The organism is Afipia sp. 1NLS2, assembly GCF_000178995.1.
Taxonomy (GTDB): Bacteria; Pseudomonadota; Alphaproteobacteria; order Rhizobiales; family Xanthobacteraceae; genus Afipia.
This window is the reverse complement of record NZ_ADVZ01000001.1, coordinates 572,391-586,725: the sequence shown is the minus strand read 5'-3', so window position 1 is coordinate 586,725 and position 14,335 is coordinate 572,391. Positions and strand designations below refer to the sequence as shown.

The following is a 14,335-nucleotide window of genomic DNA, read 5'->3' as shown; positions in this document are numbered from 1 at the left end:
TGGCAAACCTGCCGCCGCCGTACAAGCGACTGACGGGGCTGGGTTCTTTGGTCGTGCCGGAGGCATGCGATGCGGCCAACTGTCGCTTGACGAAGGCGCTCGGAACCCCATGTTCTGACAAGGGTTTCTTTCAGGGCCGTTCGGCCCGCTTTCAGGAGGAACAGATGCCAGGTCAGATCCGATCGCTCTTCCTCGCAGGCAAGGGTGCGGCCTTTGTCCTTGCGACCACCATGCTGGTCACGGCACCGGGAGCAAGCCCCGCTCAAGCGGCGTCGTCGGGCCTTTTGCAGGCTTCGGTACCGGCCATGAACGTCGCCGGAGAAAGACTGACGGATGTGAGCGCGCGCGCCAAGACACGCCATGCGAAGCGCCATTATCGCCGGAACGATGCAGCGGCCGCCGCGGTCTTTGGTCTGGCCGCCGGTGCGATCGGCAGTGCGATCGCGGAGTCCCGCCGTCGCGATTACTACCGGCAGAATTATTACTATGGCGGCGATCCCTATTACGGGCAGCCTTATTATGGCGGACCGGCCTATTACGGCGGCTACCGCTACTATCCTTACTGAGGAATGAAGTCGCGAGTCTGCGCCGGGGCTTATCGGCCCCGGCGTTCGTTTGCACCCGTCGCTCCGGCGCCACGAGATGACGTTAACCCCGTGGCGACAAGGTTGGATTAGTTTGAAGGCATGAGTGATTCGCTTGAGCGGCTATACCGTGCGGTGATCGCTGCACGGAATCTCGATCCCGCCACGTCGCGGACAGCGAAGCTGTTTCAACGCGGCCCTTCCAAGATGGCGAGGAAGCTCGCCGAGGAGGCCATCGAGGTCGTGATCGACGCGGTGAGCGGCAAGCAGGACGCCGTCGTCCGCGAAAGCGCCGACCTTCTCTACAATCTGACGGTTTTGTGGGCTGCCGCCGGCATCCGCCCGCAGGATGTCTGGGACGAGATGGATCGCCGCGAGCGCGCTCAGGGGATCGCCGAAAAGCTGCCGAAGCAGAAGGCCGCCATCAAGACCGGCCCCGCCGGAATTCCGGCACCTCGCCGCCGCGTTTTGGCCCGGCCTGCGGCGACACGCTGATCATTGCAAGCTGACCCCATGCGACGCATGGACAAACGCGCGCCCGCGTGTTTCATCGCGCCATGCTGAGACGGATCTACGATTGGTGCATCGCCGCCGCCGATAAGCCCTACGCGTTGTGGCTGATGGCGGCCGTATCCTTTGCGGAAAGCTCCTTCTTTCCTGTTCCGCCGGACATCATGCTGATTCCGATGGCGCTGGCACGACCGCAGCGGGCCTGGATCTATGCCGGTGTCTGCACGGTGGCATCAGTTGCCGGTGGCGTGCTGGGCTATGCGATCGGGTCGTTGCTTTACGACTCCGTCGGGCAATGGCTGATCGGTCTTTATGGCTATGGCGACAAGGTCGATGCGTTCCGCGCGTCCTATGCCCATTACGGCGCATGGATCATCCTGCTGAAGGGCCTGACGCCGATCCCCTACAAGATCGTCACCATCACATCCGGCTTCGCCGGTTACGACATCTGGCTGTTCATCCTGCTTTCGGCGATCACGCGTGGCGCACGTTTCTTTATCGCGGCGGTCCTCTTGAATCGCTATGGCGAGACGATCCGCCATCACATCGAAAAGCGCCTCGGCCTCTGGGTCGCGATCGGCGCTGCGGTGCTGGTCGGGGGCTTTATTGCCGCGTTCAGGTTGTTCTGACCGGAACACCCTTGCGTGCCGCCGGTGGCGGGATAGTGTCCGGCTATGGGACGATGGCTTTGGCATCTGGGAATCCGGACTTGCTGCTTTGCGGCCGGATTTGCGGTGTGCACCATGATGATTGCGGTACCGCTGCCTGCTTTGGCTCAAGCACTTGCGCCGTCCGGACAGACGCCGGACCCTACGCCACCGCCAGCCGCTCCCGCCATCGCGCCGCCATCGCCTTCTCCTGCACAGCCGTCCACGCCAGCCAAGCCGGCGCACAATCCGGGCCTCGTAGAAGAACTCGGCAAGCTGCTGAAGGATTCGGCCTCAAATCTCTCCTCGGGGTGGAAAGGCTCTCAGAAAACGCTGGAAGACCTTAACGCCAAGACCAAGGACGCAACGGAAAGCCTGACGCGAGTGCAGTCGGTCACGACCGGCCGGGCTGCCTGTCCGATGACGGCCAATGGAGCGCCCGATTGCAATGTCGCCGCAGAACAATTGTGCAAGGGCAAGGGATTCAAGAGCGGCAAAAGCCTCGATATCGAGACCTCCGAAAAGTGCTCGGCGAAGGTTTACCTATCCGGGCGGACCGGCGCGCCGGGCGAGTGCCGCACCGAAAATTATGTGACGCGGGCGGTCTGCCAATAGGCGCCCTGACGGGCGAGCCGCTTATTTGGCATGCCAATTATTTTGCGCTGCATCATCGCCAATCTGTCGCGGCCAGTTCCACTTTCGCAACACTTCCTAAACCGCATTGGTATAGACATACAGTAACTGAGCGAGTCTGCACCTGTAACGGGTGTCGGACTCTCGTGGGCTATCGGCTGGCTCACGGCAACCCGGCATCCTGGCGTTCCCACGCGAAGAATCGCGCGGCGGAATTTCTTACAATTTTAGACCGCAGGTCATGACAAGAATTGTACAGGACGACATGGACTTCGATTCCGCGAAAGAGGTCGCGGACAGGGCCATGGATCATATGATCCGCGAGAACGTCCCACTGACTCCGAATAACTTCACCGTCTGGTTCAATTATTGCCTTGGCACGCCGCCGGACCTGAAACGGACGATCGACATCCTCGTCGGCAACAAACGTAAATTCGACAGCTTCGTTTGCGACGATCTGCGCTCGCTGTATATCGCAACGCCGGGCGTCAACGCGCCTGCGGCCCAGAATATCTCCGAGCAGCTTGGTCACGTTATGGCTCAGGCGCAGCAGTATCTGGCGACTGCCATCACCGACAACCGCGACCATATCCGCGAAATCGACGGGGTTGCCACACAGGCAAACCAAGGGATCAATCCGCGCTCGCTGGTCGAGAGCCTGATGGGCGCGTTGTCGAGTGCTGCGAGCCGTGCCTCGATTCTCGAATCCAACTTCACCGAAGCGTCACAGGAGCTCGACACCATCCGCACCTCGCTGCGCGATGCGGAAGAGCGCGCCAAGACCGATACGCTGACGGCGCTGCCGAACCGCCGGGCGCTTGAGGAGTTCTTCCGCGTTGCTCAGATGCGGGCGATGGAAGTGGAAGATCCGCTCAGTCTCCTGATGCTCGACATCGACCATTTCAAGAAGTTCAACGACACCTACGGTCACAGCGTCGGCGATCAGGTGATCCGGCTGATCGCAAGCGTTTTGCGCGAGCGGGTGCGTGAGAACGACCTGCCTGCGCGCTATGGCGGCGAGGAATTGATCGCGGTGTTGCCCGGCGCAGATCTTGCGACCTGCCATGAGGTGGCCGAGCGGATTCGGACAACGGTTGCGGGCTGCCATCTTACACGCCGTTCGACGGGTGAATCGCTCCCCGATATTTCGGTCTCGATCGGCGTGGCGCAATTCCGCCCCGGCGAATCGATGGCGACACTAATCGAGCGCTGCGATCGCGCGCTGTACAAGGCGAAGGCGCAGGGCCGCAACTGCGTCGTCTCCGAAGACGATCTCACCGACGCCGATTGCGCGGCGTAAACGAGGCTCAATAGTCCCGTGGTGGCTTGCGGCGATGCCGAGGCCGTTTTGCCGGCTCGGTATACATCGGATTGATGTTGCAGTAAGCGACGCGGCCTGACGCCGAGGCCGCGCACTGGGCATAGGTGTCGTAAGCGCAGTCGCTTGCAGTGTCGTTGTGTTCGTAGAGGCAGTAGCGGTAGTTGCGCGCCTGCGCTGGAAGTGTGCTCCAAATCAAGCCTGCCAGCGTAGACGCCAGAACGGCAGCCATCGAAATGCGCATGTGATCCTCCTCAGCGGGTCGGCAATTCAAGTCTGGTAATGGAAAGAGGTTCCGGCGGCGCGGCCAGTAAAAACGCGAACATATTGTTTGTGTCGAAGATAGCGCCGCGTATCAGGATGTCCATGCCCTGACTGGGGAAACTCTCCGAAGCAACTTGCGCTTAACTAAATGTAAGTTTGAAGCGCTACCCTGATATTGCACTTCGAATCATTTCTTCCCTGCAGCGCGGGGTCTCTAACGGAGTGTGGGGCCCTCCTGACGGGGCTCCCTTGAGATATGGAGCCTTTAGCAAAATGGGGCTCCAAATGTCATTGCTATCCAACACTAAAATTCTGATCAAAATTCTTGCGGTCGTTGTCCTGATGGCGGGTATCGCGGCCGGCTTGAGTTGGCTCGGCATTCATTCCATGGGCTCAATGAATGACGATGCAGTACAAATGAGTGCGGCGGCCAAGCGCGCCGTGAAGGCCGCCAGGGCCAATCTCGATATTGTCGCGATGAGCCGCGCGGAATTCGACATCGCGATGGATCCGCGTCCCGAAAACGTCGCTGATGCCAAAAAGCAGATCGAAACGGAATTGAAGGCCTTCAACGCGCGGATGGCGGATATTGAGCAGACACACGACGCGAAAGCCAAGGCGATGATCCTGCCGGCAAAGGATGCGGTCGAGACGTACGAGAAGGACGTCCGCAATACGCTGCAGATCGCCGAACAGTTGAAGAACGTGCAAGTGAACGCGGAAACGGAAGGGCTTCGCCAGGCCGCTTTCAAGAGCAAGGAAGCCGCCGGCAAGGCGAGGGCTCAGATCAAGGCGATCGCGGACAGGCTGGAAGAAACCGTCCAGGAAGAAGCCAGGGCATCGACGGAAGAATATCAGTCCATCTCGAATACGATGATCGTCATAGCGGCAATCGGTGTCGTCATCGGAATGGTCGCGGGTACTCTGCTGGGCATCTTCGGCATTACCAAGCCGATACGGATGCTGGCGAGTGTCATGACCCGGCTCGCCGGAAATGACATGTCCGTCGATATTCCCGGCACCGCCCGCAAGGATGAGATTGGCGATATGGCCGGCGCGGTGCAGGTCTTCAAGAACAATATGATTGAAGCCGAACGGCTGCGCGCCGAGCGGACGGAGAGTGAGGCGCGTGCGGTGAAACAACGTAAAGCGGACATGTATAAGCTCGCTGACGGTTTCGAGGCGGCTGTGGGCGAGATCATCAAAACCGTGGCCTCTGCATCGACCGAGCTTGAAGCTGCTGCCGACTCGCTGACAAAGACCGCCGCGATCACGCAGCAATTGTCCACGAGTGTGGCATCCGCCTCCGAGGAGGCCTCGGCGAGTGTGCAGTCGGTGGCGTCGGCAACTGAAGAAATGGCGTCATCCGTTCAGGAGATCGGTCGCCAGGTCGAGGCGTCATCGAAGATCGCGGGCGATGCCGTCATGCAGGCAGACATGACCGACAAGCGCATCATGACGCTGAGCAACGCCGCGACCAAGATTGGCGATGTTGTCGAACTGATCACGACGATCGCGGAGCAAACCAATCTGCTGGCGCTGAATGCAACCATCGAAGCGGCGCGGGCGGGCGAGGCAGGCCGGGGCTTCGCCGTGGTGGCCACCGAAGTGAAGGCGCTGGCGGAGCAGACCGCCAAGGCCACGCAGGAAATTGCCGGGCAGATCGGCGAGATCCAGACATCGACCAGCGATTCGGTTACCGCGATCAAGGAGATCAGCACGACGATCAGCGAGATTTCGGTGATTACGACAACCATCGCCGCTGCTGTCGAGGAGCAGGGTGTCGCGACACAGGAAATCGCACGCAATGTCCAGCAGGCGGCGACCGGAACGAGCGAAGTCGCCAACAACATCGGCGAGGTGAACAGAGGTGCGACGGAGACGGGCTCGGCGTCGAGTCAGGTGCTGGCGTCGGCCCAGTCGCTGTCGAACGAGAGCAATCGTCTCAAGCTTGAAGTCGAGCATTTCCTCGCCAGTGTGCGGGCGGCTTAAACAGAGCACCGGTACAGAGCGGGAGGTTCGCGAACATGCGCGATCAACGGCGAGCCCCCGCGGCCGTTGTTTTTATATAAGCCATTGATTTATATTGATATACGAATGCCGCTGGGCGGGATACAAGCAGCGGCGAGCAGGTGTTGGTGCCCCTGGCCGGAATCGAACCAGCACTCCTTGCGGAACTCGATTTTGAGTCGAGCGCGTCTACCAGTTCCGCCACAGGGGCGCTTGCAGCACGGGTCAGGCGCGGCGAGCGGGCGGACTATAGCCAGCGGCGTCGGCGGGTCAACCGGCTGTGATCCTGCCTCTCTCGACACCTGCCGGAGGGCGCGCTAGGAGCGGACGAGCCCGGAGGCAGGCCTTGTCTGACGCTATTTTTTCATCCGACCAACCGGCGCGGTCGCGCGCTTTCCGGATGGCGCTGGCGATCTGTGTGATTGCGTTCGCCACCATCGCGGGGGCTTGGTTCTTCCAGCTCGTGCTCGGTATCCGGCCCTGTCCGATGTGCCTTGAGCAGCGATACGCCTATTACATCGGGATTCCGCTTGCCGCCGTACTGGCCATGGTGGCCGCCGGTGAGGGGCCTCGCTCCCTGCTGGTGGCCGGATTTGCGGTGCTGTTCTGTGTGACGGTGTTCAACAGCGCCTTCGGCGCTTATCACGCCGGGGTCGAATGGGGCTTCTGGCCCGGGCCGACCGAATGCACCGGGTCGGCCGTTGATTTCGGCAATCCGGGCAATCTTCTGGAAAACCTCAAGACCGCCAAGGTCGTACGCTGCGACGAGGTGCAGTGGTCTTTCCTCGGCCTGTCGCTGGCGGGTTATAACGCGCTGATCTCGGCTCTGATGGCGGCGCTGGCCGGATGGGGCCTGCTTGGTCTGGGCCGCCGCCCGGCATGAGGCCCTTTTCCTGCGCGTAATGAAAAAGCCGGCGGTCAGACCGCCGGCTCAAGTTTCAGGGCAGGTGAGGTACGTCTACGCACGCAACAAAAAGCTACTTCTTGGTCGCATCGCGCTTGCACTTGGAGCGGAACTTATGACGCTCCTTGCCGTGCAGCCCCTTCGCGTCGGCCTGCTTGGAGCAGTCGAGCGAGGCGGCGGAGCGCGGCTTCTCGGCCTTGGCGGCAGGCGCGGGCGTTGTTGGGGCCTGGGCGAGGGCGGGCCCTGCAAGCAGGCTGACGACGAATGCGGTACCGATGGCGCGAGACAGGAATGTCATGGTTGAGCCTCAAGTTCAGGCCTACACCCTGTCTCCCGGTGGATGAACTGTTCATGAATGGCCGAAGCGGGCGGCATCGGAAGACGATATTTTAGATCACGCTTTCGTTCATCCGTTGAAACCCTCCGGCGCTGCGCTAGGATCGGGCCCTCTTCATTTTAGGAGGCGGGCGATGGTTTTTCAGTCGAAATTGCTTTTTGCTGCTGCCACGGCGGGTTTGATGGCCCTCGTTGCGGCAAGTCCGGCAAGCGCGCTGTCGATGACGGAATGCAGCGCCAAATATAAAGCAGCGAAGGCCGATGGCTCGCTTGGCGGCCAGAGCTGGAAGGATTTCCGCAAAGCCAAATGCGGCGCCGAGGCCACGGCTGCTCCGGCTGCGGCACCTGCGCCAGCACCGGCCACCGCGGCAGCAAAACCCACCGCCAAGCCTGCGACCAAGCCAGCGGCCGCCCCTGCGGCGACGGCATCCGGCCCGGCTGTTTTCCCGAATGCCGTTGCGGCGAAGTACGCGTCCGAGAGCGCTGGCAAGGCTCGCATGCACACCTGCGTGGACCAATACAACGCCAACAAGGCCTCCAATGCCAACGGCGGCCTGAAGTGGATTCAAAAAGGTGGCGGTTATTACAGCGAGTGCACCAAGCACCTAAAGGGCGGCTAGCCTCACTCCTCGTGGGGCATTTCTGCGAGATATAGTGGTCATCGCGGCGGATGAATGGGCGTAGGCCCCGTCACCGCCGCGATACTTTTATCTATCGTGTCACGAGGCGTTTTATGCGATGGCGCGATCGATTATTTGCCCGCGCTTCCTGCGCCTTGCGAGGTGGCGCGACCGGATTGCCGACGCCATTGGTATACAAAATATCAGACGTTGATTTGCATCATGCAGCAAGCATTCCGGCATTAACGCTGGACAGTTGAATCGCGATTTTATTTTCTGCGTGTGGTAGTCGGTGACCGTGACGTTGCCTCAGGACAACGGTCAGGTTCAGGTGAATGACGATAACTGCATGGGCCCCGCGAAGCCGGCCGGGTTTTGGATTTTCGACATTTCACGGTAGCCGCCGCGTTTTTGCGGCGCTTGCCGTTTTTATTGCGATCGGTGCGATTGCCGTGTGGGAAATCGCATCGGCGATGTCGTCGCGCGCGCTGCGCGAGATCGAAGCGGCGGGCTTTCAGCGAATCGAGCTTTATTCGAGCACGGTTTCGAACGCACTCGCGACCTATGCCTATCTTCCGTCGGTGCTTGCGCGCGACAGCGAGATCGTCGCCGCTGTCAGCGGGGATGATGCATCGGCGGTCGCTGCTGCAAACGCCAAACTGAAACTGACGAACGAAAATGCGCGAAGCGCTGCGATCTATGTGATGGACACCTCGGGGCTGACCCGCGCGTCCAGCAATTTCGACAGCCAGTGGTCGTTTGTCGGGAAGAACTATTCGTACCGGCCCTATTTCATCCAGGCGATGCAGGGGCAGTCGGGGCATTTCTACGGCGTGGGAACGACCACGAATCTCGCCGGCTATTTCATTTCCAGCCCGATTTATGCGGGCGGAACGATCGTCGGTGTCGTGGTCGTCAAGATCGACCTTGAGCCGTTGCAGGCCGAGTGGGCGAGCGGCGGCGAACGTCTGTTCGTTATGGACCGGAACAAGGTCGTGATCCTGTCGAGCTATCTCGGCTGGAAGTATGGAATGCTGCACGTGCTCGGACCGGGCATCGCCGAAGAACTGAAGGAAACGCAGGAATACGGCAACGCGAATCTGCATGTTCTGGCGTTCAAGAGACTCGGCAGTCTTGCCACGCATTCCTCGGTGGTGGACTTCGAGAAGCGCCGCTATCTGATGCAGACCCGGGATTTTGGCGATGACGGCTGGACCATCGGTTATCTGAGCGATATCGCGCCGGTGAATGCCAAGTGGCGCGAGGTCATGATCTCGAGTGGCGCGGTTCTTGCGCTCCTCGTGCTGATCGGGTTGTTCTTCTGGCAACGGCGGCTGCGCCTGCATACCGAATTGCACGCCCGCAAGGCGGTCTCCGAAGCGTTGCGGGTGGCGCACGATCAGCTCGAGCAGAAGGTGTGGGAGCGAACGCTCGATCTGCAGGCGGAAATATCGGAGCGCGAAAAGGCCGAGCTCGAACTGCGCGCGACGCAGGAGGAGTTGATCCATGCGGGCAAGATGGCGGCGTTGGGGCAGATGTCGGCGGCCATCGCTCATGAAATCAACCAGCCGCTCGCTGCGATCCAGACCTATTCGGCGAGCACCCGCCTGCTTTATGAGAAGGATGACAAGCAGGGCGTCAGCGCCAATCTGGACATGATCGCGAGCCTGACGAAGCGCCTTGCGGGCATCACCAGCCATCTGCGGACCTTCTCGCACAAGTCCGCGATGAAGCGCGATCCGGTGTCGCTGGAATATTGCGTCGACCGGGCATTGGCGCTGCTGCAGACGACGATCGACCATGCGGATATCGAGATCGATCGCGCGGTGCCCGATGATGCGATGGTCTGCGGCAATGAAATCCGGCTCGAGCAGGTGCTCGTCAACCTGATCCGGAATGCGATCGACGCGATGCAGGGGCAACCCGTGCGGAAGCTGACGCTTCAGGCGGTTCGTGATCACGATTTCTGGGTCCTGAAAGTCGGCGACACCGGCTCGGGCATCAAGGAAGAGAATCTTTCGAAACTGTTCGAGCCGTTTTTCTCCACCAAGAATGCAGGCGTGGGATTGGGGCTCGGGCTGTCGCTGTCTTATACGATCATCCGCGGGTTCGGCGGAACGGTGACGTGCGAGAACAACCCCGATGGGGGCGCTTCGTTTTACGTGAAGCTGCCGATAGTCAATGATGCCGGTAATCATGCCTGAGAACAACCAAGTCATTTTCGTCGATGACGAAGCCGCCATGCGCGAATCCATGAAGCAGTGGCTGGCGCTCGCCGATATCGACGCCACCATCCTGTCGTCGGCGGAGGATGCGCGCGCGATCATCGACCGGCAGTTTTCCGGAGTCGTGCTCACAGATGTTCAGTTGAAGAAGATGAGCGGGCTCGATCTGCTTCAGGAATGCCTTGCGATCGATCGCGATATCCCGGTCGTGCTGCTGACCGGCCACGGCGACGTGGCGATGGCGGTCGATGCGATGAAGCAGGGTGCTTACGACTTTCTCGAGAAGCCCTTCGATCCGGATCGGTTGATCGGTACGGTGCGGCGGGCCTGCGAGATGCGCCAGCTCGTGCTGGAGAACAGGCGCTTGCGGCTGGATGCGACATTCGGCAACCGGATCGAGCGGCGCCTGGTCGGCATCTCGCCGGGAATCCGCCAGCTTCGCGCCGATATCCTCGAACTTGCCGCGACGCCGCTCAATGTCGTCATTCGCGGCGAAACCGGCACGGGCAAGGAGCTTGTCGCCAGATGTCTGCATGAGTTCGGGCCGCGAAGCGAGCATCCGTTCGTTGCGGTGAACTGCGGCGCGATTCCCGAGACCATGTTCGAGAGCGAATTCTTTGGCCACGAGCAGGGTGCATTCACCGGAGCGGTCGGCAAGCGGATCGGCCGGCTGGAATATGCGCACAAGGGGACGCTGTTTCTCGACGAGATCGAAAGCATGCCGCCTGCGTTGCAGGTCAAGGTGCTGCGCGCGTTTCAGGAGAAGGCGTTCGAGCGGCTCGGCTCCCATAAATCGATCCCGTTCGATGCGCGGATCGTGGTCGCGGCTAAGGTCGATCTGTCCGAGGCGGTCAAGGAAGGCAGTTTTCGGGAAGATCTCTATTACCGGCTCAATGTCTCCGAACTGACGATCCCGCCGCTGCGCGCGCGGCTACAGGACATCAGCCTTCTGTTCGAGCATTTTGTCGCCGAAACCGCGGCGGCGCAAAACCGCAAGAGCCGGGAGATTACTGCTGTCGATCTGACGAGCCTGCTAAGCCATACGTGGCCGGGCAATGTGCGCGAACTGAAGAACGTCGCCGAACGCTTCGCGCTCGGGCTGAGCGTCGGCGGAAAGGCCGGAGGCGCGGTAGTCGCGGGCGGTCAGGCGCTGCCGCAGTCGCTGGCCAATCTGGTCGCCGATTTCGAACGCGGCGTTATCGAAAAAGCGCTGCTCGCAAGCGAGGGCAATGTCGCGAAAGTCCTCGAGATGCTCGATATCCCGCGCCGCACGCTGAACGAGAAGATGACGCGCTACGCGATCGAGCGGAAGGATTATTGCCGTCCGTGAGGCGAACGGCGGAATTTGGCTCATCGATGCGTTTTGCTCGGCGATAATCTGCCGATATCCGCAGGCTATTTCACGTCCGTTTCATTCTCCTTCTGAAATGACTGAGTTTTTGGGATTGGCATCGTTCTTGCGATCCTGACGGCAAAGGGCGGCAAACGCCCTGGCGTCTGGGAGGGCGCCGCCGTTGCGGACTTGAGCCGGCAACCTTTCTTTCCTTCCAAAACGATCAAGCCACGCCGGTTCACCGGCGGGAAGACTCTGTCCTGTGAGGAGACGTCTATCATGAAGTTTCGTGCTGTCATTCTGTCTATCGCCATGGCTGTGGGCATTCAGTCCGCGCATGCCGAGGATGTTGTCCGTCTGGGCAATTTGAAGTTCGCTCACTATGGAGCCGTCTCCTACATGAAGGAGATTGCGCCGGAGTTCGGCCTCAAGGTCGAGGAGCGGATTTTCGCCAAGGGTCTCGACATCATGCCGGCCATTCTCGCCGGTGAGATCGACGTTGCCGCGAGTGCTCTCGATGCCGCGATTGCCGGGCGTTCCGGGGGCGCGCCGATCTACGTGGTCGCGGGCTTCGCGAAGGGGGGCGTCCGTATCGTCGCCTCGAAAGCGAGCGGCATTCATTCGGTCGCCGACTTCAAGGGCAAGAAAATCGGCGTGGCTCGCGGCGGCGCTCAGGAGCTTCTGCTTCTGGCGGAACTGTCGAAGGCCGGCCTGACCTGGTCGGACAAGCCCGGCAAGGATGTGCAGATCTACTATCTCGCCTTCGCCGATCTCAATCAGGCGCTGATCGGCGGCCAGATCGATGCGATCTGCCAGTCCGAGCCACAGGCCGCCCAGGTCATCAACAAGGGCGCGGGCGTCGAGATTCTGAAGCCGTACGACACCGAGATGGGCGAGCCGATCCGCGCGCTCGTGATGACCGAGAAGATGTACAAGGAGCGTCCTGACGTTGCGAAGCGCTTCATGCAGTTGTTCGTGAAGGCGACCCAGACTTTCAAGAACGATCCGGCGCTGGCCGAAAAGTATGTCCGCACCAGCCTGTTCAAGGGGCAGTTGAGTGAGCAGGACTACAGGGACGCGATGTCGAACGCGTCGTTCTCCTACGACATCGACCTGCATCACGTTCAGGTCACGACCGACATGATGCAGAAGTTCGGTGTCGGCCGCATGGTCGCGCCTCCGAAGGCCACCGACTGGACCAAGCTCGATCTCCTGAAGGCCGCGAAGGCCGATTTGAAGATCAATTAAGGGGCGCGTGATGTCCAAGCGTACTTTAACAGAGAAAGGTGGTCGCCTGTTTCGGGCGACCATCATCCCCATCACGGTTCTCGTAGTGTGGCAGGCGTTTTCGTCGGCTCATATTCTCAGCCCGATCATCCTGCCGGGTCCGCTTGCGGTGATCCAGAAGTGGTGGGCTTATTTGCTGCCGCCGCTGCCCCGCAATCCGCTGACGGATAGCTGGCTGTCGTGGGCGCTGTCGGGCGAACTTCCGCTCGATGCTTTTGCGAGCTTCCAGCGTGTCGTCGTCGGATTTCTCATTGGGGCCGGTCTTGCGTTGCCGCTCGGCCTCTTGATGGGCGCGAACGACAAGATCTACCGGCTGTTCAATCCACTGATCGAAGTGCTCCGTCCGATTCCGCCGATCGCCTACATTCCCCTGGCGATCCTGTGGTTCGGCCTTGGCAATCCGCCAGCCTATTTTCTTATCAGCATCGGGGCGTTCTTTCCCGTGCTGCTGAACACCATCGCCGGCGTGCGCCATGTGGATGGCATTTATATCCGCGCCGCGCGCAACCTCGGCGTCAGCCAGTACCAGATGTTCGTGCGGGTCATCCTGCCGGCGGCAACGCCGTACATCCTGTCGGGCGCGCGCATCGGCATGGGCACGGCGTTCATCGTCGTGATCGTGGCGGAGATGATCGCAGTCAACAGCGGGCTCGGCTTCCGTATTCTGGAAGCGCGCGAGTACTTCTGGTCCGACAAGATCATCGCCGGAATGTTCACGATCGGCTTTCTCGGCCTGGGCATCGATACCGTGATGACCCGTATCAACAATCACCTTCTGCGTTGGCATAGAGGCATCGATGCGTGAAGCAGTGCGTAAGGACAATGTCATGATCATGGACACGCCGATTCTCGCCGGACGTCAGCGGGAGGACATCCAGATCAAGGTCGAGGGCGTGCAGAAGCGGTTCGGCACCGCCGAGGACACCGTAACGGCGCTCAAGGACATCAATCTCGAGATCAGCGATGGTGAGTTCGTCTGCCTGCTCGGACCGTCCGGCTGCGGCAAGTCCACCTTGCTGAACGCGATTGCGGGATTTTCCCCTCCGACGGAAGGGCGGATCACTGTCGAGGGCAAGGATGTCGTGGCGCCGGGGCCCGACCGGGGCATGGTGTTTCAGGAATATGCGCTGTTTCCCTGGATGACGGTGCGCCAGAACATCGCGTTCGGCCTTGAGATCCAGAAGCGCCCGCTGGCGGAAATCGACGAGCGGACCGAGACGTTGATGCACAAGCTGAAACTGCAGGACTTCAAGGACCGGTTTCCGAAGGACCTGTCCGGCGGCATGCGTCAGCGTGTGGCGATCGCCCGCGTTCTGGCGCTGAATTCGCCGATCATGCTGATGGACGAGCCGTTCGGGGCGCTCGATGCGCTGACGCGGCGATCCCTGCAGGACGAATTGCTGCGGATCTGGGCCGAGCTGAAGAAGACCATCATCTTCGTCACGCACAGCATCGATGAATCGATCTATCTCGCCGACCGCATCATCGTCATGACCTATCGTCCCGGTACCGTGAAGGCCGACGTTCGTGTCGAGATCGAGCGGCCGCGCGATTCGACGCGGGCCGAATTCAACGACCTGAAGAAGTATCTGACGTCGCTGGTCATGAAGGAGCAGGAGCGGTTTGCGGAGGACGAAGGCAAGCTCGCCGGGCTTCGCGGTTAA

At 60.7% G+C, this 14,335-nt stretch carries 15 protein-coding genes and 1 tRNA gene; 13 read left to right on the top strand and 3 right to left on the bottom strand.

The genetic code is table 11. From position 1 onward, the window contains the following. Positions 1-164 precede the first annotated feature (164 nt). The 5 genes from AFIDRAFT_RS02850 to AFIDRAFT_RS02830 all read left to right on the top strand — a co-directional run bounded on the left by AFIDRAFT_RS02850 (position 165) and on the right by AFIDRAFT_RS02830 (position 3,674). Positions 165-566, top strand: coding sequence for a hypothetical protein (locus tag AFIDRAFT_RS02850; protein ID WP_009337547.1), 402 nt, complete (start codon positions 165-167; stop codon positions 564-566). Positions 567-686: 120 nt separating this feature from the next. Next, entirely contained in the window at positions 687-1,079 is a 393-nt protein-coding gene (gene hisE / locus AFIDRAFT_RS02845; protein WP_009337546.1) for a phosphoribosyl-ATP diphosphatase, read from the top strand. Between the two features lie 62 nt (positions 1,080-1,141). Beyond that, positions 1,142-1,723, top strand: coding sequence for a YqaA family protein (locus AFIDRAFT_RS02840; protein WP_009337545.1), 582 nt, complete (start codon positions 1,142-1,144; stop codon positions 1,721-1,723). A 114-nt stretch (positions 1,724-1,837) separates the two neighbouring features. Further along, positions 1,838-2,356: a hypothetical protein gene (locus tag AFIDRAFT_RS02835; protein WP_009337544.1), complete on the top strand. Its 519-nt coding sequence runs from the start codon at positions 1,838-1,840 to the stop codon at positions 2,354-2,356. Positions 2,357-2,639: 283 nt separating this feature from the next. Further along, positions 2,640-3,674, top strand: coding sequence for a GGDEF domain-containing protein (locus AFIDRAFT_RS02830; protein WP_009337543.1), 1,035 nt, complete (start codon positions 2,640-2,642; stop codon positions 3,672-3,674). A 7-nt stretch (positions 3,675-3,681) separates the two neighbouring features. On the opposite strand, the gene AFIDRAFT_RS02825 is transcribed toward AFIDRAFT_RS02830, so the two are convergent. Beyond that, positions 3,682-3,936 carry a DUF3551 domain-containing protein gene (locus AFIDRAFT_RS02825; protein ID WP_009337542.1) on the bottom strand — a complete coding sequence of 85 codons (255 nt, stop codon included), beginning with the start codon at positions 3,934-3,936 and terminating at the stop codon, positions 3,682-3,684. 305 nt (positions 3,937-4,241) lie between these two features. Here AFIDRAFT_RS02825 and AFIDRAFT_RS02820 point away from each other — a divergent pair, with 305 nt between their 5' ends. After that, entirely contained in the window at positions 4,242-5,948 is a 1,707-nt protein-coding gene (locus AFIDRAFT_RS02820; RefSeq protein ID WP_040297761.1) for a methyl-accepting chemotaxis protein, read from the top strand. 144 nt (positions 5,949-6,092) lie between these two features. Here AFIDRAFT_RS02820 and AFIDRAFT_RS02815 read toward each other — a convergent pair. After that, positions 6,093-6,177 (bottom strand) — tRNA-Leu (locus AFIDRAFT_RS02815). Positions 6,178-6,366: 189 nt separating this feature from the next. Between AFIDRAFT_RS02815 and AFIDRAFT_RS02810 the strand changes: the two genes are divergently transcribed. Then, positions 6,367-6,849: a disulfide bond formation protein B gene (locus AFIDRAFT_RS02810; protein WP_009337540.1), complete on the top strand. Its 483-nt coding sequence runs from the start codon at positions 6,367-6,369 to the stop codon at positions 6,847-6,849. Positions 6,850-6,943: 94 nt separating this feature from the next. Here AFIDRAFT_RS02810 and AFIDRAFT_RS02805 read toward each other — a convergent pair whose 3' ends face one another. After that, entirely contained in the window at positions 6,944-7,168 is a 225-nt protein-coding gene (locus tag AFIDRAFT_RS02805; protein WP_009337539.1) for a PsiF family protein, read from the bottom strand. Between the two features lie 172 nt (positions 7,169-7,340). Between AFIDRAFT_RS02805 and AFIDRAFT_RS02800 the strand changes: the two genes are divergently transcribed. The 6 genes from AFIDRAFT_RS02800 to AFIDRAFT_RS02775 all read left to right on the top strand — a co-directional run bounded on the left by AFIDRAFT_RS02800 (position 7,341) and on the right by AFIDRAFT_RS02775 (position 14,335). Beyond that, a complete protein-coding gene (locus tag AFIDRAFT_RS02800) occupies positions 7,341-7,826 on the top strand; it encodes a hypothetical protein (protein WP_009337538.1) in 486 nt (161 codons plus the stop codon). A gap of 335 nt (positions 7,827-8,161) precedes the next feature. Further along, positions 8,162-10,030, top strand: coding sequence for a sensor histidine kinase (locus AFIDRAFT_RS02795; RefSeq protein WP_009337537.1), 1,869 nt, complete (start codon positions 8,162-8,164; stop codon positions 10,028-10,030). Beyond that, a complete protein-coding gene (locus AFIDRAFT_RS02790) occupies positions 10,023-11,381 on the top strand; it encodes a sigma-54-dependent transcriptional regulator (protein ID WP_009337536.1) in 1,359 nt (452 codons plus the stop codon). Before AFIDRAFT_RS02795 ends, AFIDRAFT_RS02790 begins: the two co-directional genes overlap by 8 nt. A 282-nt stretch (positions 11,382-11,663) precedes the next feature. Further along, a complete protein-coding gene (locus tag AFIDRAFT_RS02785) occupies positions 11,664-12,632 on the top strand; it encodes an ABC transporter substrate-binding protein (protein WP_009337535.1) in 969 nt (322 codons plus the stop codon). Between the two features lie 10 nt (positions 12,633-12,642). Continuing rightward, entirely contained in the window at positions 12,643-13,476 is an 834-nt protein-coding gene (locus AFIDRAFT_RS02780) for an ABC transporter permease (RefSeq protein ID WP_009337534.1), read from the top strand. Further along, on the top strand, positions 13,469-14,335 hold the full coding sequence (locus AFIDRAFT_RS02775) for an ABC transporter ATP-binding protein (protein WP_009337533.1): 867 nt from the start codon (positions 13,469-13,471) through the stop codon (positions 14,333-14,335). The genes AFIDRAFT_RS02780 and AFIDRAFT_RS02775 overlap by 8 nt, the downstream gene beginning before the upstream one ends.